Annotated in this window: 12 protein-coding genes and 1 pseudogene; 11 read left to right on the forward strand and 2 right to left on the reverse strand. The window is 62.2% G+C overall.

The features are described from left to right. Positions 1–531, forward strand: a 531-nt coding sequence (locus BEN47_RS12350; protein ID WP_139147372.1) for a murein hydrolase activator EnvC family protein, incomplete at its 5' end; no start/stop codon positions are given. Positions 532–813: 282 nt separating this feature from the next. On the opposite strand, the gene BEN47_RS12355 is transcribed toward BEN47_RS12350, so the two are convergent. After that, the gene (locus BEN47_RS12355) at positions 814–1758 is read right to left on the reverse strand and encodes a GAF domain-containing DNA-binding protein (protein WP_070728720.1); all 945 of its coding nucleotides are present in this window, start codon (positions 1756–1758) and stop codon (positions 814–816) included. A gap of 274 nt (positions 1759–2032) precedes the next feature. Here BEN47_RS12355 and BEN47_RS22500 point away from each other — a divergent pair, with 274 nt between their 5' ends. The 3 genes from BEN47_RS22500 to gatA are packed head-to-tail and all read left to right on the forward strand — an operon-like array spanning position 2033 to position 4369. After that, positions 2033–2416 (forward strand): Sec-independent protein translocase subunit TatA/TatB, encoded by a 384-nt coding sequence (locus tag BEN47_RS22500; protein WP_083322378.1) that lies wholly within the window; start codon positions 2033–2035, stop codon positions 2414–2416. A gap of 14 nt (positions 2417–2430) precedes the next feature. Continuing rightward, positions 2431–2907, forward strand: a complete 477-nt coding sequence (gene tatA, locus BEN47_RS22685) for a twin-arginine translocase TatA/TatE family subunit (RefSeq protein ID WP_083322379.1) — start codon at positions 2431–2433, stop codon at positions 2905–2907. Between the two features lie 31 nt (positions 2908–2938). Further along, positions 2939–4369: an Asp-tRNA(Asn)/Glu-tRNA(Gln) amidotransferase subunit GatA gene (gene gatA, locus BEN47_RS12370; RefSeq protein ID WP_070728721.1), complete on the forward strand. Its 1431-nt coding sequence runs from the start codon at positions 2939–2941 to the stop codon at positions 4367–4369. Positions 4370–4391: 22 nt separating this feature from the next. Here the strand turns inward: gatA and BEN47_RS12375 are convergent, their stop codons facing one another. Then, positions 4392–4748 carry a hypothetical protein gene (locus tag BEN47_RS12375; RefSeq protein WP_070728722.1) on the reverse strand — a complete coding sequence of 119 codons (357 nt, stop codon included), beginning with the start codon at positions 4746–4748 and terminating at the stop codon, positions 4392–4394. Positions 4749–5162: 414 nt separating this feature from the next. Here BEN47_RS12375 and BEN47_RS12380 point away from each other — a divergent pair, with 414 nt between their 5' ends. The 7 genes and pseudogenes from BEN47_RS12380 to BEN47_RS12410 all read left to right on the forward strand — a co-directional run bounded on the left by BEN47_RS12380 (position 5163) and on the right by BEN47_RS12410 (position 22641). Next, positions 5163–7340, forward strand: a complete 2178-nt coding sequence (locus BEN47_RS12380) for a LysM peptidoglycan-binding domain-containing protein (protein ID WP_070728723.1) — start codon at positions 5163–5165, stop codon at positions 7338–7340. A gap of 115 nt (positions 7341–7455) precedes the next feature. Next, a complete protein-coding gene (locus BEN47_RS12385) occupies positions 7456–9726 on the forward strand; it encodes an NADP-dependent malic enzyme (RefSeq protein WP_193427146.1) in 2271 nt (756 codons plus the stop codon). A 40-nt stretch (positions 9727–9766) separates the two neighbouring features. Next, positions 9767–11580 (forward strand): annotated as a pseudogene (locus BEN47_RS22115) (DUF885 domain-containing protein). Between the two features lie 426 nt (positions 11581–12006). Then, positions 12007–12612 carry a Holliday junction branch migration protein RuvA gene (gene ruvA / locus BEN47_RS12395; protein ID WP_070728724.1) on the forward strand — a complete coding sequence of 202 codons (606 nt, stop codon included), beginning with the start codon at positions 12007–12009 and terminating at the stop codon, positions 12610–12612. A gap of 187 nt (positions 12613–12799) precedes the next feature. Further along, positions 12800–20374 (forward strand): T9SS outer membrane translocon Sov/SprA, encoded by a 7575-nt coding sequence (sov, locus tag BEN47_RS12400; protein WP_239691587.1) that lies wholly within the window; start codon positions 12800–12802, stop codon positions 20372–20374. A 52-nt stretch (positions 20375–20426) separates the two neighbouring features. Beyond that, complete coding sequence (gene gcvH, locus BEN47_RS12405) at positions 20427–20807, forward strand: glycine cleavage system protein GcvH (protein ID WP_070728725.1); 381 nt, start codon at positions 20427–20429, stop codon at positions 20805–20807. Positions 20808–20841: 34 nt separating this feature from the next. Further along, positions 20842–22641, forward strand: coding sequence for a M28 family peptidase (locus tag BEN47_RS12410; RefSeq protein WP_083322380.1), 1800 nt, complete (start codon positions 20842–20844; stop codon positions 22639–22641). The last annotated feature ends 10 nt before the right edge of the window (positions 22642–22651 follow it).

Genomic DNA, 22651 nt, shown 5'->3' on the forward strand with positions numbered 1-22651 from the left:
AGCGACGCCGATGACGCCACGGCCGCCCCCGAAAACGACGCGCCCGAAACCGCCGCCGAAGCCGCCGCCGACCGCCGCGCCGTGCGCATTGCCCTCACCCCCGAATCGGCGCTGCTCTCGTCCTCCTTCTCCGGCAACAAAGGCCGCCTGCCCTGGCCCGTGAGCCGGGGCTTTATCAGCCAGCGCTTTGGACGGCACCCGCACCCAGTGCTGCGCAACGTGACCGTGGAAAACCGCGGCATCGACATTCAGACCGGCGCCGGCGAATCGGTGCGCTCCTGCTTCGACGGCAAGGTGCTCACCATTGCCAACATTGCGGGCATGAACACCATCGTCATGATTCAGCACGGCGACTTCTTCACGGTGTACGCCAAGCTACGGTCCGTGACGGTGCGCGAAGGCCAGCGCGTGAGCGCCAGGGAAGTCATTGGCACGGTGGCCACCGACGCCGAAGGCACCTCCGAAGTGCAGTTTCAGGTGTGGCATAACTCTTCCAATCTCAACCCGCAAAGCTGGCTGGGGAGCCGCTAGGCCTAAAACCGGCGGCTGAATGTAGTAGCCGCTGGGCCCGGGCTCATAAGAATAGTTTTTGCTCAAAAAAAAACCCGCGCCAAAGGTGCGGGTCTTTCCGAGCTATGAAAACAAACTTAGTCGTCAGCAGCAGCGGCTACTAGCCTGCTGCAATCGATAACCGATTCAAAGGTGGGGCATTCGGCAGGGCAATGCCCCGGTATCTCGGCGAATAGTACCGTTTTCACGGCGAATGGAGGCCCGGGCTGGCTGCATGCAAGGAAGCAGTGGCAGCCCAGTGCGCTACACCAAATTCAGCCTTCCCAGCAAGCCCGCTTTGTATGAACTCCCGATGGGGACCCGCACCGGCCCGCGGCTCAGCACGGCATCGCGCATGCCGTCGAGCAGGGCCGCATCGGCTTCGATGGCCACGATGCGGTCCAGCCGCACAATGTACTTGCGGTGCACGCGGGCAAAGTCCCGAACTGGCAGCTTGGTTTCGAGGTCCTTCATGGTGCCGTACACCGTGAACCGCTCGCGCGTGGTGTGCAGGTTCACGTAGTCGCCCATGGCCTCCACGTACTGCAGGTCGGCGGTAGCGATGCGGACCAGGCGCTGGTCTTGCTTTACAAAGATTTCGGTGCGGTTGTTCGCGTACAGGGCATCGCCGGTGTTGTTGGCCATGCGCAGCACGCCGTCGAGCTTCTGGCGCTCGTCGTCGAGCTGCAGGCGGGTGCGGCGCAGGTCTAGGTGGGCCATGACCTGGCGGGCCAGGATGCGCAGGGCCTCGCGCTGGTCTTCGGTGAGCTCACGGGGCACGGTGTCGAGGGTGCAGAGCGTGCCCAGGGGCTGGCCTTCGGGCGAGAGTAGCGGCGCGCCGGCGTAAAAACGGATGTTGGGTTCGCCGGTGACGAGCGGATTCCCGGCAAACCGCCGGTCGGCGGTGGCGTCCTGCACTTCGTACACGTCGGCCGAGCGCATGGCGTACTGACAAAATGCGTGCTCCCGGGGCATTTCCTGCGCATCGAGCCCCACCCGGGCCTTGAACCACTGCCGTTCGCCATCGATAAGTGAAACCAGCGACATGGGCGTGCCGCAAATGAAGGCGGCAAGCTGCGCGATGTCGGTAAATACCTGCTCCGGGTCGGTGTCGAGCACTTGGTAGCTTTGCAGGGCCTCCAAACGCTCGGGCTCGTTTACCTGACGCAGGGCAGAATCAGCAGGGGTAGCGCGTTTGGGAGCTTTCAAAACGTATCGAAAATAGTAGGGGCGAGGGCATTTCGTAAATAAAGCAGTCTGTACGATGGATGCCGTCTGACAAAGCTAATCTGTCTGTAGATGAGTAATTCACGCAATTCGGCTCAACCCCGGTTGTGGCACGACTAAATAACCGTATTCCCCTGCAAAGGACTGGCATTAATGCACCAAACTTCAATATCTGGTATCTTTGGGACTCCAAAAGGTGTTGAACTGCGTATATCCTCTTTTATCATCCCAACTGGGCCCAGGCGCCCGTCTTCTCATGCATCATCCCTTGTTTCTAATCGGCAACTTCGGCACCACCGAAATCCTGCTTATCGTATTTGCTATCGTTTTGTTGTTTGGTGCCAAGCGTATTCCCGACCTGTTCAAGGGCATGGGCCAGGGCATCCGCGAGTTTAAGGACGCCAGTAAGGTGGCAGAAACCGAGCAGCCGCAGTACCGCGACCAGCCCATGGCTCCTCCCGTGCAGCCGCCTTACCAGCAGCAGGGCTATCAGCAACAGAGCTATCAGCAGCAGCAGCAGCAGCCAAACGCGCCGCAGCAGCAAGGCTACCAGCAGCCTAATGCGCCGCAGCAGGGCTACCAGCAGCAAGTACCCCCCGTGTACAATCCCAACGACCCCACCACCCAGCCGCGCCAGTAGCGCTTTTCTGAGTTATGCAAATTCCTTTTATTCTCTTCCTGGGCGATGTCGGCGGTTCTGAGCTTATGCTCATCATGGTCGTTATTCTCATTTTCTTTGGTGCCAACAAGATTCCGGAACTAGCCCGGGGCCTCGGCAAAGGCATTCGTGAGTTCAAGGACGCCAGCACGGAAATCCGCAAAGAATTTGAGCAGGCCGGCCAGCCCGCTCCCCAGAACTACGCGCCGCCGCAGCCAACTGCCTACGACACGCCCAGCCCTTACACTGCCCCCACAGCCGAAACCGGCTCCGGCTTCGACCCCTGGGCGTCTCCGGCCACGGCCTCGGCCTTCCCCACGGCTGATGCCGACTACTCGCACGAGCAAAAGGCCGAAGGCGCTACGCCCGGAGCTGAGCTGCCCGTTGCGCCCACCTTGCCGCCCAACTTGGCGCCTGATGGCACCCAGCCCCGCCAGCCCTACATCCCGGCCTCGCCGAATCCCAACGTCTAACGCCTGACCGGCCACCTAATCTGCAAGTAGTTTGAAGCGTTTTCATTCTTTATCCGAAGTTTGCAACGAGCTGGCGGCAGGCACCACGTCCTGCCGGCAGCTCGTTGAGTATTATCTGGGCAACATCGAGCGCCAGAATCCCACGCTCAACGCCTTTTTGGAGGTGTGGCCCGACGAGGCCCGCGCCCAGGCCGACGCCGTGGACGCCAAGCTGACTGCTGGCACGGCCGGCCCTCTGGCCGGCATGGTCATCGGCCTGAAAGACGTGCTGGCCTACGCCGGACACTCCCTGCAAAGCAGCAGCCTGATGCTCGACGGCTTCAAGTCGCTGTTTACCGGCACGGCCGTGCAGCGCCTGCTTGATGCCGATGCCATTCTCATCGGCCGCCAGAACTGCGACGAGTTTGCCATGGGCGGCTCGAATGAAACGTCTTATTTCGGCCCTTCCCGCAACGCCGCCGACCCCGAGCGCGTGCCCGGTGGCTCGTCGGGCGGCTCGGCGGTGGCCGTGCAGGCCGATATGTGCCTGGCCTCCATTGGCTCCGACACGGGCGGCTCGGTGCGCCAGCCGGCGGCTTTCTGTGGCGTGATTGGCTTGAAACCCACGTACTCGCGCATTTCGCGGTACGGCTTGGTGGCGTTCGCGTCGTCGTTTGACCAGATTGGGCCCATCACCCGCTCGGTGCAGGATGCCGCGCTGCTGCTAGAAGTAATGGCCGGCCCCGATGGCATGGACAGTACCGCCAGCCAGCGCGAGGTGCCCGCCTACAGCCAGCAGCTCACGCCTGCGCCGCACTACCGCATCGGCTATATTGCCGATGCCATTGACAACGCGGGCCTGAACCCGGAGATAAAAACAGCGCTGGAAACTCAACTGGATACACTGCGCGGCCAGGGTCACGTAGTGGAAGCCGTGGAGTTCCCGTACCTGGACTTCATGATTCCGACCTACTACATCCTCACCACGGCCGAAGCCAGCTCCAACCTGGGCCGCTTCGACGGGGTGAAGTACGGTTACCGGGCCCCAGACGCCACTGACCTGGAGTCCCTCTACAAGAAGAGCCGCGCCCAGGGCTTTGGGGCCGAAGTGCAGCGCCGCATCCTGCTCGGCACCTTCGTGCTCAGCGCCAACTACTACGACGCTTACTACACCAAAGCCCAGCGCGTGCGCCGGCTTATTAAGGAAAAAACCGACGAGCTACTGCGCCAGTACGACTTCCTGGTGCTGCCCACCACGCCCACCACGGCCTTCAAAATAGGCGAGAAGCAGGACCCGGTTTCCATGTACCTGGCCGACATTTTCACGGTGCAGGCCTCCTTGGCCGGCGTGCCTGCCATTTCGGTCCCGGTAGGGGAGGACGCGGCCGGCCTGCCCATCGGCTTGCAGGTGATGGCCGGCGCTTTCCGGGAGGCCGAGTTGCTGGCCTTTGCCGGTGTGCTCACGGAAGAAGTGGTGGCGTAGGACAAGCCGAAGCCCTGGGTTTTTAGTCGTTGCGGTCTGTTCCGCTCACGGTGATGACATTGCTGCGGTCGATACTAATATCGTACTGGTAGCAAGTGCTGATGTCCGTGGTTTTAACGTAGTTGGTGTTGTTTACGGTAATCGTGAAGGTGACCTGCCCGGGCGCGTAGTTGGCATACGCCGACGATGTGCCCGGGTCGACGTTATTGATATTGACGGTGTTCCCACCAGAGGTTTTGACCTGGACACTGGCTTTTTGGGTGCCGTTGTTTGTGATGCGCGCACGCGGCTCTTCGCCTTTGCACTTTTTGCAGCCACTTACCGCAAAGGAAAAGAGCAGGATGCTAACGGCAGGCAGTAGAACTTTTCCAATTTTCATAATATTACAGAGCCTCTGTTGGTTTCTGGGGGTGAATAGCAAAAGTGTTAAGACAGGCTTAAATGTACTCCTTTTCTATATAAGTGGTGTTCACGAAGGGCGAGTAAGAAAAATGGCAGTAGTAAAATTTACGGCAGTCAATTGAATGGTGAGGTCATTGAAGTGTGGCGCGGTGTAGGTGAGAAATATCACAAAAAAAAGAAAAGCAACTTAGGTGCTCTACTCGTGATTCTCGCCTCCTATTTAGCCTGCTCACCGGCTGCTAAGCTCGAGCCGGTTTTCGTACATCCTGCCGTTGAGACTCGCTCCTAATCTATGCTTTCAAGGATTGGTAGCTTAGCTGTCCCAATAAAATGTGAGAATTTGTAAGCCCGCACTTATACAAGTTCTTTACCCTTGCCCTATCTTAGTGCTATGAAGCAAGGGATTAAGCGCGTGAAAACCATCCGGAGCAGCCGCTGGCTGCTGGCTCTGGTGCTGCCTTGGCTGCTGTTTAAAACGACAGACACGAAGGCCCAGCAGATACCGAAGTCGGGGGCTGTGACCCCCGCAAATTCCACGATGCCAGCACTGTTGGGCGACACCTTGCGGGTGCGCCTCGAGCTGCAGCCCGACTCGCTGGTGGCCGTGCCCGTGGACCCCATGGCCATCGACTCGGCCCGGCTGGAGTGGCTGCGGACCCCGCCCACCCTGCGCGACCTGGTGTGCGACCGGGTGAGCTGTTTCGAAACCGACGTGCCCCACCAGTTCAATAACGCGGTGATGTCCTACGTCACGCTGTTTACGGCCCGTAACCGCAGCTACATGCAGCGGGTGCTGGAACGCGAAAACCTGTATTTCCCCCTTTTTGAGAAATACCTTAAGCAATACAACCTGCCCACCGACCTGAAATACCTGGCCGTGGTAGAATCGGCGTTGATACCCACGGCGAAGTCGCCGGTGGGCGCCACCGGCCTCTGGCAGTTTATGGGCCCCACGGCCGGCGACCTGCGCCTGAAGCGCGACGAATGGATAGACGAGCGGATGGCGCCGGAAAAAGCCACGGAAGCCGCCTGTAAGCACCTGCGCTACCTCTACGGCGTGTTTCACGACTGGGAGCTGGTGCTGGCGGCCTACAACTGGGGCGCGGGCAGCGTGCAGCGGGTGATGCGCCGCACCGGTAAGAAAACCTTCTGGGACCTGTATCCCCACATGCCGGCCGAAACGCGCAACTACGTGCCCACCTTCACGGCCATCATGTACAGCATGAAGTACGCCGACTCCCACGGCCTGCGCACTCCCAACCTGAACTACCAGTACGCCGAGCCCATGGACACGCTGGGCGTGCGCGGCCAGGCCTTCGATTTGCGGCGCCTGAGCCAGGCTTGCGGCTACGAAGACTCCCTGTACCTGAGCAAGTTCAACCCCGAGCTGCGGCGTGCGGCCCTGCCCGCCGGTTACCGGCCGTATGTGGTGCGGTACCCGGCGGCCGCTTCCGTGCATCTCGGCGATGTAGACCGGGCCACGCTGCTGGCCTACTGCCAGCCCACGGCCGCGCTGCCGCAGCCGCTGGCCTTTATGCCGCCGCGCCTGGATGGCATGGAACCGTGGGGTAGCCGCCAGCTGCTGGCGGCTACCGAAGGCCCCCGGGCAACGGAGGAAGCCGCCGCGCCCAAGTACCGGCGCGTGCCCCATAAAGTACGCCGGGGCGAAACGCTGGCTGACCTGGCGGAGCGGTTTGAGGTGAGCCAGGCCCAGATTCGCCGGTGGAACGAGCTGCCTAAAGGCCGGGCGCTGAAGCCAGGCAAACAGTTGGTGCTGTTCGTGCCCGTGCCCATAGCGGCCCTGCGTGCCCCGAAGGCCCCGCTCGAAGCCGTGGTCCCAGCGGTTGTTGGGGTGACGGCGCGGCAGATGGGCGGCGTGTCGGCGGAAGTGGCAGCGGCCCGCAAGGTTCAGGCCGAAGCCAATGCCCGCGAAGTAGCCCGGCTGCAGGAAATTGCCCGGCAGGAAAAGGCCCAGGAAGCTCGGTTAGTGGCCATGCAGCAGCGCCAAGCCATCAAGCAGGCCGCGGTCGATGCGCAGGCCCGGGCTGCTGCCAAGCGCGGGGCCTCGCCTATGAAAGACAAGGAGGGAGCTGTTGTAGCCGCGGCGGCACCTGCTACCGCTGCCGATAGCGGGGAGGCCGCAGGAGCACCCACAACAACTGAGCAAAACGGTGCTTCCTACACCGTGCGCAAGGGCGACAACCTCACCAAGCTGGCCCGCGAGCGCAACGTGAGCGTGGCGCAGCTGGTGGCTTGGAACAAGCTCCCTTCCGAGAAAGTGGAGGCCGGGCAGCGGTTGGTATTTGGGGAACCCACGGATGCCGAGGCGGCTCCGGAGGCCGTGCGCCCGCCCGCCAGAATAGCCAGCAAAGTGGCGGCCGCAAGCCCCCCCCGGCCTGCGTTGGAGAAACGGCTGGAGAAGCCACAGGTGCACCTGGTGCAGCCGGGCGATACGCTGTTCAACATCTCACGCCGCTTCAAGGTGAGCGTGCAGCTGCTGCGCGAGTACAACAACCTGACTTCTGATGAGGTGAAGCTGGGCCAGAAGCTGCTAGTGCCCCAGAGCTAAGCGCCTGCCCTGCTGCTGAATACAAAATAAACGCGGCTGCGCTACGCATTTCGCGTTAATTTCGCCCTACACGGCCGCGCTGCCCGCGCGGCCGTTTCTTTTTCTGAATGTCCCGATGCTGAAAATAAACCAACAGGATGCCCTCAATTACCACTCCCAGGAGCCCGCGGGCAAGCTGGAAGTGGTGCCCACCAAACCCATGAGCACGCAGCTTGACCTGGCCCTGGCGTACTCGCCGGGTGTAGCCGAACCGTGCAAGGCCATTGCCGCAAACCCCGACGACGTGTACAAGTATACCGCCAAGGGTAACCTGGTGGCCGTGATTACCAACGGCACGGCCGTGCTGGGGCTGGGCAACATTGGCCCGGCGGCCAGCAAGCCGGTGATGGAAGGCAAAGGGGTTCTTTTCAAAAAGTTTGCGGGCATCGACTGCTTCGACATTGAGATTGACGCCGAGGACCCGGACGAGTTTATTCGCATCGTAAAGGCGCTGGAGCCCACGTTTGGCGGCATCAACCTGGAAGATATCAAGGCACCGGAGTGCTTCCGGATTGAGACGGAGCTGCGGGAGAAGATGAACATCCCGCTGATGCACGACGACCAGCATGGCACGGCCATCATCACATCGGCCGCGCTGCTGAACGCGCTGGAAGTGGTGGGCAAGAAAATCGACGAAATCAAGGTGGTGGTGAGCGGGGCCGGGGCCGCGGCCGTGTCGTGCCTGCGGCTGTACCTGGCGCTGGGCTTGAAGAAGGAGAACGTGGTGGTGTTCGACAAGGACGGCCTCATCCACGAGCGGCGCACCAACTTGGCGCCGCTGCAAATGCAGTTTGCCACCAGCCGGGCCATCAACAACCTCGACGATGCCATGGACGGCGCCGACGTGTTCCTGGGTTTGTCGGCGGCCAACGTGCTGCCCGCCGGCCTGTTGCTGCGCATGGCCCCCAACCCCATCGTGTTTGCCCTGGCCAACCCTGACCCCGAGATTAGCTACCAAGTGGCCATGGCCACCCGCGACGACATTATTATGGCCACCGGCCGTTCGGACCACCCCAACCAGGTGAACAACGTGCTGGGCTTTCCCTACATTTTCCGGGGCGCGCTGGACGTGCGCGCCACCGAAATAAACGAGGCCATGAAGCTGGCCGCCGTGCACGCCCTGGCCGAGCTGAGCAAGGAGCCCGTGCCCGAAATCGTGAACAAGGCCTACGGCGACAACACCCTGGCGTTTGGCCCCACGTATTTGATTCCGAAGCCTCTTGACCCGCGCCTCATCACCACCATCAGCCCGGCGGTGGCGCGGGCGGCTATGGAAAGCGGCGTGGCCCGCCTGCCCATCACGGACTGGACGGCCTACGAAGACCAGCTCCGCGCCCGGCTCGGCGTGAACCAGAAGCTGATGAACCGCATCACCTCGGCCGCGCGGGCCAACCCCAAGCGGGTAGTGTTTGCGGAGGCCGACAACTACAAAATTCTCAAAGCCGCTCAGATTTTGCGCGACGAGGGCATTTGTACGCCCATTTTGTTGGGGCCGCAGGAGGTCATCGAAACCATTGCCCGGGCCAACAGCCTGGACCTGGAAGGCTGCGAAATCATTAACATTCTCAAGCAGGATGAGAAGCGTAGCGAGTACGCGTCCCTTCTGTATGAGAAGCGGCAACGCCGGGGCATGACGCTCTACGAAGGCCGCCGCCTAATGCGTGAGCGCAACTACTACGCCGCCATGATGGTGGAAACCGGCGAAGCCGATGCCTGCATCACCGGCCTCACCAAGGACTATGGCAAAAGCATTATTCCCTCGCTGCAAGTCATCGGCACCGAGGACGGCGTGCGCCGCGTGGCTTCCATGTACATCATCCAGCACAAGAAAGGCCCGTACTTTTTCGCCGATACCACGGTGAACATCAACCCCACGGCCGAGGAAATGGTGGAGATTATCGGCCTCACGGCGCGGGCGGTGCGGTTTTTCGACACCGAGCCGCGCATGGCCGTCATCAGCTACTCCAACTTCGGCTCCAACGCCGGCCCGCTGCCCGAAAAAACCCGCCGGGCCACCGAACTGGCCAAGGCCCGCTTCCCAGACCTACTCATCGACGGCGAAATGCAGGCCAACGTAGCCCTGAGCCCGCAGCTGCTGCAGGAGCACTACGGCTTCTCACCCCTGGCCGAGAAAGGGGCCAACACGCTGATTTTCCCCAATGTAGAATCGGGCAACATTGCCTACAAGGTGCTGCAGGAAATCGGTGGGGCCGAGGCCATTGGGCCGGTGCTCATGGGCATGCGCAAGCCGGTGCACATTCTGCAGCTCGGGGCCACAGTGCGCGACATTGTGAACATGGCCGCCATTGCGGTGGTGGACGCGCAAATGGGCAGCAAGGCGTTGTAGCATTGTTGTATAGTAGGATTTGAATTGCCTACTTTGCAGGATGAAGAAAATTGTTCTGCGCACATTGGCAATCCTGCTGCTGATTGTAGTCGTGTTGGTGGTAAACACTGTCTGGTTTAAGCCCTTCTTTATTCGGGTGTTTTACGAGAGGGTGTTTGCCCAGGTCGCCTTCGACTCGCCGGAGCTGCTCTCGCGGCTGCGGCTGGTCGAAGGCGTCGGCATTCAGGGCCACAACCAGAAGCTGAACGACGCCTCCGACGCCAAGGATACCGAGACGCTGGCCCGCCTGCGCACCGACCTGGCCACGCTGCACCGCTACGACACCACCGGCATGCGGGGTCAGGACCGCCTCAGCTACCAGGTGCTCGATTGGTACATGACCAACGCCGCCGCCGGGGAAGCCTTCCGCTACGACAATTACCCCGTCAACCAGATGTTTGGGGTGCAGAATGACTTTCCGGCTTTTATGGCCAACGTGCACCAGGTGCACAACCGCCGCGATGCCAACTACTACAACCAGCGGCTGGGGGCGGTGCGGGTGAAGTTTGCGCAGGTGCTGGAAGGCCTGAAAATCCGGGAGCAGCGCGGCGTGGTGCCGCCCACGTTTGTGATTGACAAGGTGCTGGCCGAAATGTCGGGCCTCGTGGCCCAGCAGCCTGAGCAAAGTATTCTGTACACTTCGCTGGCTGAAAAGCTGAAAAAGGCCGAGGGAATTGATGCCAAAGCGCAAACCGAGGTACTGGCCGAAGCCAAGCGGCAGATTGAGGCCAGCGTGTACCCCGCCTACCGGGAGCTGATAACCTACTTCACGGCCCTGCGGCCCCGCTCCACCAACGACGCGGGCGTGTGGAAATTCCCCGATGGCAAGGCATTCTACGCCCACTGCCTGCGCACAAATACCACCACCACCCTCAGCGCGGCCCAAATTCACCAGCTGGGCTTGCAGGAGGTGGCCCGTATTACGGCCGAGATGCGGGCCATTCTGCAGGCGGAGCAGGTGCCAGGGGCCGACAGTGTGGGCCCCACCATGGCCCGGCTGGGCGAAGCTGCCCGCTTCCTGTACTCCGACACCGACACGGGCCGCACCCGGATTCTGGCCGATTACAACGCCATTCTCACCGAGGTAGACAAAGGCTTGAGCAGCGCCTTCCGCATCCGGCCCAAGGCCAAGCTGGAGGTGCGGCGGGTGCCCGAGTTCAAGCAGCAAACTTCGGCCGGCGCCTACTACGAAGGCGCGCCCTCGACGGCTCCCGCCCCGGGGTATTCTACGCCAACCTCTACGACGTGAAAGCCACGCCCCGGTTTGGCATGCGCACGCTGGCCTACCACGAGGGCGTTCCGGGCCACCACTTCCAGATAGGCGTGGCGCAGGAGCTGAAGGGCCTGCCCACGTTCCGTACCCTGATTCCCTTCACGGCTTACAGCGAAGGCTGGGCCCTGTATGCCGAACGCGTGGCGGCGGAGCTAGGCTTCGAAAAAGACCCGTACGACAAGCTGGGCGGCTTGCGGGCCGAGCTGTTCCGCGCCGCCCGCCTGGTGGTGGACACCGGCCTGCACGACCAGCGCTGGACCCGCGAGCAGGCCATCCGCTACCTGCGCCAAACCACGGGCATGGCCCTGTCGGACGTGACGGCCGAAGTGGAGCGCTACATCGTGATGCCCGGCCAGGCCTGCGCCTACAAGGTGGGCATGCTGAAGATTCTGGAGCTGCGCGAGCGGGCCAAACAGGCACTAGGACCCAAGTTCGACCTGCGCGACTTCCACGACGTGGTACTAAAAAACGGCGCCCTGCCCCTGGAGATTCTGGAGCAGGTAGTGAACGACTACATTGCCGCCAAAAAAGTTGTGGCCTAAGCGCCGGATTGCTTAAAAACCTACCCAAAAAGTAATTGTCGGCGCTTTTTGGAGTTGTACTCCGAAAGCTGACCGGAGCGGAGTAGAACTCCGCATACATCGGCACGGTGCTGCCCAGGCGTCGCGAACTCAGCAAATCTCCGACAGCCTGACTTCTGGAGTATAACTCCAAAAGAGCAACGGTAAGCCCATGGCCAAACCAGCCTATCCGGAAATATCGTCTTCGTGCCAGCGCACGGGGGCGATATTTCCTTTTTTCAGCCAATTTATTTGGCCGAAAAGCCAGTAGATTTGGGATAGAAACGGACGTGCCTGCTGTTGAGTAAGTCAGCCGGTTCCGGCTTTTTGGCTGTACTTCGGGCGCTGTTTCAGTGCTGCCTGTTCCCTGGTGGGTCGGGCCTTGCTTCGCTTTTATAGATTTATTGCATGATTGCCTACCTCGACGGTAAACTCGCTTACAAAGACGCCACCCAGGCCATTGTCGACATCCTCGGCGTGGGCTACGAAGTCCGGATTTCGCTGGCCACCTACTCCAAGCTGCCGGCGGAGGGCGCGGCTACCAAAATCTACACCTACCAGCACATCAAGGAAGACGGCCAGACGCTTTACGGCTTCCTCGACCCTAGCGAAAAGGCGCTGTTTATGCTGCTGATTTCGGTGTCGGGCATCGGGCCGGGCACGGGCATTGTGATGGTGAGCAGCATGAGCGTGGGCGAAATCCGCGAGGCCATTGTGAGCGGCAATGTGCGGGCCATTCAGAGCATCAAAGGCGTGGGCCCGAAAACGGCCCAGCGCGTGATTTTGGACCTACAGGACAAGCTGCGCAAGGACGAGCTGCTGGCCAAAGCCGGCGTGGATACCGTGCCCCTGGCGCGCCAGCACAATACGCGCCGCGCCGAAGCGTTGCAGGCCCTGGTGACCCTGGGCTTTGCGCGGGCCGCCGCCGAGAAGCAGCTGGACCAAATTCAGCACAAACACGGCGGGGAGCTGAGCGTGGAGGAATTGATTAAATTTGCTTTGAAGTCGCATTGAGTCGGAACGTTTCTGAGCTGTTAGCCAATAGCTAGATAAGCTACTAGCTGGCCGCTTTGGGGTCTCTCAACGCAATCCAGGCGCCGGTGCCGCTTTGGTGCCTTATTAATGAGCCCAGGCACCCCACGACACCCTTCAGCCAACAGCCAGTAGCTGCCAGCTAATAGCTATTTCCTCCTTATCTCAATTGAAATTAGGCCAGAAGTTACTCCCTGCGTCGGTTATCGTGGTTGCGTCGGTGCTGACGTGGTGGGCCCAGGCGGCCCCTACGGCCCGGCCGCGCTTTGCCGCGGCGTGGTTGCACGCCAGCCGCGTGCTGGCCGTCGATACCCCCGAACCCGTGCGGCCCGTGGCCGACACGACGGGCCCCTACAAGCCAAGCCGGCGGCCGCGGGTGCGGCCCCAGGACCGGCCCGGCAGCCCGTTTGGGGTGCGCCGCCGCCAGTCGCCGCTGGTGCTGCCGCTGCCCAGTAATGTGAAGCTCGACGTGACGGTGGACGACAGCCTGAAACAGGTGAACGTGCAGGAAAAAGTGGGCAGCGAAATAGACTACCGCGACCCCAGCGTGCTCACCTATGAGAAGTTTGCCGAGTACCAGCAGCGCGAATCCATCCGGGACTACTACCGCCAGAAGGCCAACGGCGGCATAGTGGGGACCCCGGCGGAGGCCGGCACGCCCCAGGCCCAGCGCCTGATTCCCAAAATTTATCTGGGCCCGGTGGCCAACCGCATTTTTGGCGGCAGCTACGTGGACATTCGGCCCGCGGGCTCGGTGGCGCTCAAGTTTGGCTGGCGGCACAACAAAAACGAGAACCCCGCCCTGACCCTGCGCCAGCAGAGCGTGGGCGACTTCCTGTTTGAGCAGAACATCAACGTGAACCTGACCGGTGCCATTGGCACCAAGCTCAAGCTGGTGTTTAACTACGACACCAAGGCCTCGTTCGACTTCGACAATCAGATGAAGTTCGACTACGCGGGCGAGGAGACGGACATTGTGCAGAAGGTGGACCTGGGCAACGTGAGCCTGCCGCTCACCAACTCCCTGGTGCAGGGCGGGCAAAACCTGTTCGGCATTAAAACGCAGCTGCAGTTCGGCAAGCTGGGCGTGACGGCTGTGGCCGCCACCGTGCGCGGCACCGCCGACGAGGTGCGCATCCAGAACGGCGCCCAGAGCCGGCAGTACGAAATAAAGGCCAGCCAGTACGAGCGGGACCGGCACTTCTTCCTGTCGCATTTTTTCCGGGAGCGCTACGACCAGGCCCTGCGCAACCTGCCCACCATCCAGAGCGGCGTGACCATCACGCGCGTGGATGTGTACGTGACCAACGACAACCGCACCACCGAAACCCTGCGCAACGTGGTGACGCTCATGGACCTGGGCGAGCCCCGCCGCATTTACCGGCCGCAGTACGCCGTGCGGACCAATCCCACCCCGCAGATACCAGCCGACAACGCCGCGAACGCCCAATACAGCGTGCTCACCGGCCCAGGCGCCACCCGCGACAACCTCGGCGTAGATGCTGTTTTGCAAACCACCCAGGCCCTGACCAAAAACGTGGACTTTGAGCGGGTGCGGGCCCGCAAGCTCGGCCCCGGCGAGTACACGTTCAACGCGCAGCTTGGGTACCTTTCCCTGAACACCGCCCTGCTGCCCGACCAGGTGCTGGGCGTGGGCTACACGTACATCTACAACGGCAGAACCTACAAAGTGGGCGAGCTGACGGAGGACTACACCAACGTGAAGCCCGATGAGGTGGCGTTTCTGAAAATGCTGCGCGCCAGCAACCCCGGCGTGGGCGTGCTGCCCGCCCCGCTCCCCGACCCGCTGAACCCCGGCCTGGCCAACCGCAACACGCCGACCTGGGATTTGATGATGAAAAACATCTATCCCCTGAACGCCTCGCAGCTGCAGCGCGATAACTTCCAGCTGCAGCTCATCTACAAGGACGACGAGACGGGCGTGGACTTGATTTCGCTGAAAGAAGGCAACAAGATTGCCAACCGCCCGCTGATTGAGGTGCTCAACCTCGACAACGTGAACCCCAATAACGACCGCAACCCGGACGGCAACTTCGACTTTTTCCCCGGCGTCACCATCGACCCGGAGCTGGGCCGGGTTATTTTCCCGAACGTGGAGCCGTTCGGCTCGTTTTTGCGCACGCAGTTCGACCCCACCGAAACCGCGCTGATTGACAAGTACGTGTACTCGGAGCTGTACGACCAGGTGCAGAGCGACGCCCAGCAGCGCCAGGAAAAGGACAAGTTCTTCCTGCGTGGCCGCTTCCAGGGCGGCGCCGGCTCCGACGAAATCAACCTGCCGGGCATCGGCATCGCGCAGGGTTCGGTGCGGGTGCGCTCGGGCTCCACGCTGCTCACTGAGGGCGTGGACTACCAGGTGTTTTACGACCAGGCCAAGGTAAAAATCCTCAACCCCGCCTACCTCAACTCGGCCAACGAGCTGCGGGTGGAGTTTGAAAAAAACGCGCTGGTGCAGGTGCAGCCGCGGCGGCTGCTGGGCGCGCGGCTGGACTACCGCCTCAACAAGGACGTGAACCTGGGCGGCACGGCCCTGTACCTGCTCGAAAACCAGGCGCCGGGCATCAACCGCGTCAACATCGGCGACGAGCCGGCCAATAACGGCATCGTGGGCGTCGACGGCAGCATCCGGAAGGACAGCCGGGTGCTGACCAAGTACCTCGACATGCTGCCCTTTTTGTCGACCAAGGAAATATCGACCATTTCCTTCAGCGGGGAATTTGCCAAGCTGCTGCCGGGCCAGTCGAAGCTGGGCCGGGGCGAGGACGGGGCGTCGTACATCGACGACTTTGAAAACGCGCGCACGCCCTACACCCTGGGCGGCCTGGCTTCTATTCCGGCGTGGCGCCTGGCGTCTACCCCGCTCCCCATCGCGAATCCGGCCACCGTGACGGGCCTGCGCTACAACGACCAGCGCGCCAAGCTGGCTTGGTACACCGTGGACCAGAGCTACTACACCGGCGGCTCGAACGCGCCCAAAAATATTGCGGGCGCCGATTTGAAGAACCATTACACCCGCGGCATCGAGCGCAACGAGGTGTTCCCGAACAAGGACCTGGGCGCGACCGGCAACGGCTACGAGTACACCTTCGACATGGCGTACTACCCCGGCGAGCGGGGGCCGTACAACTACAATCCCAACATTGACCAGTCCGGCCAGGCCTTTACCGGCGCCGAAGCCAGTGCCGTGGGCTTGCAGGGCAAGTACGGCGGCATCAGCCGGGCCATTACCTTCGACACCGACTTCGACAACGCCAACATCGAGTACCTGGAGTTCTGGATGATGGACCCTTTCCTGGGCGGCGAAAACGGCAAAGTGAACGACGGCGTCAGTCCGGCCGTGAACAACACCACGGGCGGCGACCTGCTCATCAACCTGGGCAACGTGAACGAGGACGTGCTGCGCGACGGCAACCAGCACGAGTTTGAGAACGGCCTGCCTACGTCCGACGACCCCCAGGAAATAGCTAACAACAGCCGCCCCACCGTGTATGGCCGCGTGACGAGCCAGCAGTTCCTCACCGATGCCTTCAACGCCACGCCGGGCGCCCGCCAGCGCCAGGACGTGGGCCTGGACGGCGTGAGCAACGCCGCCGAGCGGGTGCAAACGCAATACGGTCCTGCCTACGCGAACCTGCCCGACCCCTCGGCCGACGACTTCCGTCACCACCTCGACCCCAGCTACGACCAGGCCAACGCCAGCATTCTGGGCCGCTACAAAAACTACAACGGCTACGAGAACAACTCGCCCGAAAACAGCCAGCTCAGCTCCACGGCCTACCCCGACAAAGAAGACCTGAACCGCGACAACGTGGTGCAGGAAGTGGAGCGCTACTACGAGTACCGCATGCGCCTGCGGCCGGGTGGGCTGGAAGTGGGCCAGAACTTCATCATTGATAAAATAACAACCAACAACGAGCAGACCAGCCGGGAGCCCGTGACGTGGTACCAGTTCCGCATTCCCATTCGGGAGGGCTACACCTTGCGCGGGGCCACGCAGGAGTTCGGCTTCAAGAACATCCGCTTCCTGCGCATGTACATGACCGGCTGGCAGCAGCCGGTGGTGCTGCGCCTGGTGCAGCCGCAGTTTGTGGCCAACCAGTGGCGCCGCTTCATCTACCGCATCGTGGACGCGCGCCAGGGGCCGATTCCGCCCGTGGGCGCGCTCACCGACGCCGATGCCTTCACCATTTCCACGGTGAGCCTGGAAGAAAACGGCCTGGCCGTGGCCACGGGCACGGGCAAGATTCCCTACGTGTCGCCGCCCGGCATCCAGCGCGACCGGGAGTATGGTAGTACCGCCACCTCGCGCCTGCAAAACGAGCAAAGCCTGCGTCTGTCCGTGACCAACCTGCGCGACGGCTTTGCCAAGGGAGCGTATAAGAACATCACCATCAACATGCTGCGCTACAAGCGCCTGAAGCTGTTCCTGCACGGCGACAGCCCCGACCCGAACGTGAGCAGCCGCGACGTGCAGGCATTCCTGCGCATCGGCACTGACTACACCCAGAACTATTACCAGTACGCGCTGCCCCTCGAAATGACCCGGCCCGGCGACACGGGCGTCGACCAGGTATGGCCCGTTGCCAACCGCATCGACGTGGCGTTTCAGGACTTTATTGATGCCAAGTCGGAGCGGAACAAGCAGACGGGCAACAACTTTCAGATTCCGTACACCAAGACGCTGGCCAACGGCGCGACCATTACGGTGGTCGGTAACCCCGATTTTTCGGCGGTGCAGGGCGTGATGCTGGGCATTCTCAACCCTACTTCCGACGGCATTGACCCCAGCACCAGCGCCATCACGGCCAACCTGTGGGCCGATGAGCTCCGGGTATCGGACTTTGAGCAGCAGGCCGGCTACGCCGCCACCGCCCGCCTCAACGTGAAGATGGCCGACGTGGCCAACGTCACGGCCACCGGCAACTTCACCAGCGTGGGCTTCGGCGGCTTGCAGGACAAGGCGCAGCAGCGCTCGATTGACGACGTGTTCCGCGGCGACGTGCAGGCCACCGTGGCCGCCGACAAGTTCCTGCCCGAGCGCCTGCAGCTGCGCGTGCCCGTGCTGCTGCAGCTCGGCCACGAAAGCCGCACGCCCCTCTACGACCCGCTCGACCCCGACACCAAGCTCGACCAGAGCCTGCAGAAATTCACCAACGGCACCGGGCCCGAAAACGCGGCCACGCAGGCCGAGTATCGCCGGAAGGTCATCGACCAAACCACCAGTCGCAGCATCGCGGTGCTGAACGTGCGCAAGGAGCGTGGCCCCGGCAAGCCCGGCGCGCCCATTGCCACGCCCAAGCCCTGGGACATTGAGAACGTGGCCCTGAGCTACTCCCTCACCGAGCGCCTGCACACCGACATCCGCACCGACCGCGACTACTCCCGCGCCTACACCGGGGCCGTCGCCTACGTGTACCAAACTACGCCCAAGAACTATACGCCCCTGAGCAAGATAAAGGCCCTGGACAATCCTTACCTGAAGATTTTCCAGGAGATAAACTTCACGCCGCTGCCCTCGCGCTTCTCGTTCCGCACCGACATCGACCGGCGCTACAACGAGCGGTTTCTGCAGCGGGTGCGGGAGCCCGGCACCCTGCCCAGCGCCAACGGCATTGCCCCGGTTATCCAGAAGGCCTTCTTCATCAGCCGGATTTATGACCTGAAGTGGGACCTGACCAAAAGCCTGATTTTTGACTACACTGCCAACAACCGCGGCGTGGTGGACGAGGGCCGCGGCCGCACCATCGGCAACAGCGACGAAGCCATTCGCAACCGCAACCTTCTCCAGGAAAACCTGTTGCGCGGCGGCCGCACCACCAACTTCAACCAAGTGGCGGCGCTCACCTACCGCCTGCCGCTCGACAAGTTCCCGCTCACCGACTGGCTGAGCGCCGATACCCGCTACGCGGCCAGCTACACCTGGCAGGCGTCGTCGGCGTCGCAGCGGGCACCCCTGTTCCCGGTACCCACCGGCGACGAGGCGCGGGACACGCTGACCTACGAGCTCAAGCTGGGCAACACCGCGCAGAACAACGCCGAGCTGAGCGCCAACGGCCGCATCGACCTGGTGAAGCTCTACAACAAGGTGAAGTTTCTTAACATCATCAACAATGCCCCGCCGCCCGGCGCGCGTCCCCAAAACCCGCGTTCGGCCGCGCCGACCCGTCCCGAGCTCGAAAGCGGACGACCGCAAGCCGAGGCCCTGCCGGATTCGCTGCGCGAGACAAACCGCTTCGTGAAAGCCGTGCTGCGCTCGCTGATGACGGCCCGCTCGCTGAACTTCACCTACGTGCGCACCAACGGCACGCTGCTGCCCGGCTACCTGCCCAAAACCTACGTCTTCGGCCTCGACCACGACCTGACGGCGCCGGGCGTGCCCTTCATCCTGGGCAAGCAGTACGGGCTGAACACGCTGTATGAACGCTCGCGCGACAACGGCTGGTACACCGACAGCAGCCAGTACCTGAACACGGCGTTTAGCTCGCTACGCACCGAGGTGCTCACGCTGCGCACCGCGCTGGAGCCGTTCCGGGGCTTCAACATTCAGGTGGACGCGCGCCGGCAGCTGGCCCGCAACCAGGAAGTGTACTACCGCAACGAGCTCGATTCGGTGAAGCTGACTGCCTTCCGCGACCCGGTTACGGGGTTGACCCGGCTGGCTAATAACCCGCTGCTCGGCACCGGCTCGTTCAGCACGTCCACGGTTACCATCCAAACTTTGTTTGGGGACCTGGGCGCTAATGGTGAGACGTCCAAGGCTTTCCAACGCTTCGTGAACAACCGCGCCACTGTGCGCGAACGGCTGGCGCGCGCTAACCCTATCGCAAACCCCGCCGCCGGCGTGGACCCGGAAAGCGGGTATGGCTACAACTCGCAGGAGGTGCTGATTCAGAGCTTTATTGACGCCTACCACGGCCGGTCGTCGGATGGCTACGAGGCCAAGAAGTTTGACCCCTTCGCCAAACTGCCGCTGCCCAACTGGACCATTCAGTACAACGGCTTCTCGGACCTGGCCTTCGTAAAGAAGTACTTCACTTCCTTCGCATTCAACCACGCGTACTCGTCGGTGTACAGCGTGAACAACTACGCCACCGCCACCAACTACAACTCCAGTAGCTTCAACCCCGACCGCGACTTCCCCAACATCCGGAACGCCTCGGGGCAGTATATTCCTTACTACGTGTTGGGGCAGGTGAGCATTGTGGAGCGGCTTTCTCCGCTCATCGGCGTCAATTTCCAGACGGTGAGCCGCGCCACGGGCCGCATCGAGTATCGCACCGACCGCGCCGTGGTCCTGAACACCTCCAACGCCCAGGTAACGGAGCTTTACACCAACGAAATGGTGATTGGCTTTGGCTACGCCACCAACAGCTTCAAGCTGCCCTTCAAGGTGCGGGGCGAGCAGCGCGTGCTGAAAAACAACCTCACCGCCCGTATGGACCTCAGCATTCGCGACAACATCACGGTGCAGCGCAGCATTTTGGGGGTAGAAGATATTGGCAACCCGCAGAACGTGGACCCCAACCCTGGCCGCGCCGAAGGCCAGGTGACCAACGGCTCGAAAACTTTCCAGCTGCGCCCCACCATCGACTACTTGCTGAACTCCCGCCTCAACCTGCAGTTGTATTACAGCCAGACCATCACCACTCCCCGTATCAGCAATGCCTTCCGCAACGCCACCACCGAGGGCGGGGTGCAGCTGCGTTATAGTTTGACGCAGTAGCTTTACGCCTCTGGTATTCCCATCTTCTCAACCCCTTTAGCGCCTTGCTAGTATGAACTTGCCCGCAACCCTCCACTACACCAAAGACCACGAATGGATTCGCGTTGAAGGCGACGTTGCCTACATCGGCATCACCGACCACGCTCAAAAAGAACTCGGCGACATTGTGTACGTCGACATCGACACCCTTGACAAGGACGTAGCTCAGCACGACGTGTTCGGCACCGTGGAGGCTGTAAAAACGGTTTCTGACCTGTTCAGCCCCATCACTGGCACCGTGCTGGAAATCAATTCCAAGCTGGCCGACGCCCCCGAAACCGTGAACTCCGACCCCTACGGCGACGGCTGGATGGTGAAAATCTCCATCGCCAACCCCGAGGAGCTCGAAGAGCTGCTGAGCGCCGAAACCTACGGCGAGCTGGTAGGCGCCTAGCCCGCCGCCTTCAGCCGGGCCATCTGCCACCGCCATGCTCACCCACGGCAAGCCTGCGCTGCGCCGCGCCTACGCCGCCCTGCCCCTGGGGTGGGCCGGCCTGGTGTTGCTGCTCACCCTGACCCCCGCCCGGGACATGCCAAAAACGCCCGTATGGGAGCTGCTGTCGTTCGACACAGCCGCCCATGCGGGCGTTTTTGCGGTTTTGGCGGGGCTCAGCTGGTTTTCGCTGTCGCGGCAGCGCCGCTGGCCGCGCGTGGCCCGGCACGCGGGCGCGGTGGTATTGGTCGGCAGCACCCTGTTTGGCGGGCTGATTGAGCTCCTGCAGCATACCATGCACCTGGGCCGCCAGGGCGACTGGACCGACCTGCTGAGCGACGGCATTGGGGCCGCCCTGGCGGTGGGTCTGGCCACGTGGTGGGCCCGCCGGCGGGCGCGCCGTGCGCCGCCGCGGTCTTCGATGTTTTGGGCAAGCACACTATTGGTTAGCCTTTCCGGACAGTCAGCCCAGGCGCAGGACCTGCCCCGGGCGCGCCGCACCATTGCCAGGCTGGCCTCCCGCGAGATGCACGGCCGCGGCTACGTGCAGCAGGGCGAGCACAAGGCGGCTGCCTACCTGCGCGGGCGGCTGCGGGAGCTGAAGCTGGAGCCGCTGTCTACGGATTACACCCAGCCGTTTGCGCTGGACGTGAATACGTTTCCGGAACGTCTTGCTCTTGAATTTCAGATTCCGTCCGGCTATTCATCCGGAAACACAAAATACAGATACACAAGATATAAAGTTGGGTCACCCGGCTCCGATTACATCGCGGCGGCTACTTCTGGTGGAGGGAGCGCGAGAAAAATGCCCGTATTCTTCTTGGATAGCTCCTGTCTCGCTCGGCCGCGTTACTTGGATAGCATAATGCGCACCCCGGCCCGAACCCAAGCAGTCATGCTGAGTGGACGAACCGCAGAGCAGTTACGCGACTGGCCGGCCAACGTCCGGCAGTACGTGGATTCGTGTGCGGTTTGGCTGAAGTGCGTACCCAAACTAACGGCAACGCTTGCCAGCCAACAGAGCCGACGCGTGGAGTTGGAACTCCTTACCCCATTGGTGTACCACTTTGAAAAAACACCCCCCCATGCCGTACCTCTCCCATTCTTTGCGGGCCAAACCGTTACCTTTTCGGTAGACGCCCAGCTCCAACGCGACTACCAAACCCAGAACCTAGCCGCCGTCATTCGAGGCACCGCCCAGCCCGATTCTTTCCTGGTGGTCACTGCCCACTACGACCACCTCGGCACGATGGGCCGCCGCGCCTACTTCCCCGGCGCCAACGACAACGCCAGCGGCGTGGCCCTGCTGCTAGAGCTGGCCGCCCACTACGCCCGTCCCGAAAACCGGCCCGCTTACTCAGTGGTGTTCCTGCTGTTTGGGGCCGAGGAGGCTGGACTGGTGGGCTCCCGCTACTTTGTGGCGCACCCGCTAGTGCCGCTCAGCCGCATTAAATTCCTGGTCAACCTCGACCTGCTGGGCACCGGCGAGCAGGGCGCTACCGTGGTAAACGGCCGCGTGCTGGAAGCCCCGTACCAGCGCCTCGTGCAGCTCAACGAAGCGCGCCACTACCTGCCTGCGCTAGGCGCCCGCGGCCGCGCCGCCAACTCCGACCACCACCCGTTTTCTGAAGCGGGCGTGCCGGCCTTTTTCCTCTACACCCGCGGCGGCAGCCCAGCCTACCACGACGTGAACGACCGGCCCGAAGCCCTGTCGCTGGCCGGCTTTGCCGGTGCTTTCGGACTGGTGCGGGACTTTCTAAACGAATTGGGCGCCGCCCAAGCCCCAAAAAAATAAGGTCGGTAGC

The organism is Hymenobacter lapidarius, assembly GCF_001816145.1.
GTDB classification, from domain to species: domain Bacteria; phylum Bacteroidota; class Bacteroidia; order Cytophagales; family Hymenobacteraceae; genus Hymenobacter; species Hymenobacter lapidarius.

Excerpts from the sequence above, each read along its gene's own strand:
- gcvH (WP_070728725.1), top strand. The coding sequence starts at position 20,427 with ATGAACTTGCCCGCAACCCTCCACTACACCAAAGACCACGAATGGATT.
- BEN47_RS22500 (WP_083322378.1), top strand. The coding sequence starts at position 2,033 with ATGCATCATCCCTTGTTTCTAATCGGCAACTTCGGCACCACCGAAATC.
- BEN47_RS12375 (WP_070728722.1), bottom strand. The coding sequence starts at position 4,748 with ATGAAAATTGGAAAAGTTCTACTGCCTGCCGTTAGCATCCTGCTCTTT.
- ruvA (WP_070728724.1), top strand. The coding sequence starts at position 12,007 with ATGATTGCCTACCTCGACGGTAAACTCGCTTACAAAGACGCCACCCAG.
- BEN47_RS12385 (WP_193427146.1), top strand. The coding sequence starts at position 7,456 with ATGCTGAAAATAAACCAACAGGATGCCCTCAATTACCACTCCCAGGAG.
- BEN47_RS12410 (WP_083322380.1), top strand. The coding sequence starts at position 20,842 with ATGCTCACCCACGGCAAGCCTGCGCTGCGCCGCGCCTACGCCGCCCTG.
- tatA (WP_083322379.1), top strand. The coding sequence starts at position 2,431 with ATGCAAATTCCTTTTATTCTCTTCCTGGGCGATGTCGGCGGTTCTGAG.
- BEN47_RS12380 (WP_070728723.1), top strand. The coding sequence starts at position 5,163 with ATGAAGCAAGGGATTAAGCGCGTGAAAACCATCCGGAGCAGCCGCTGG.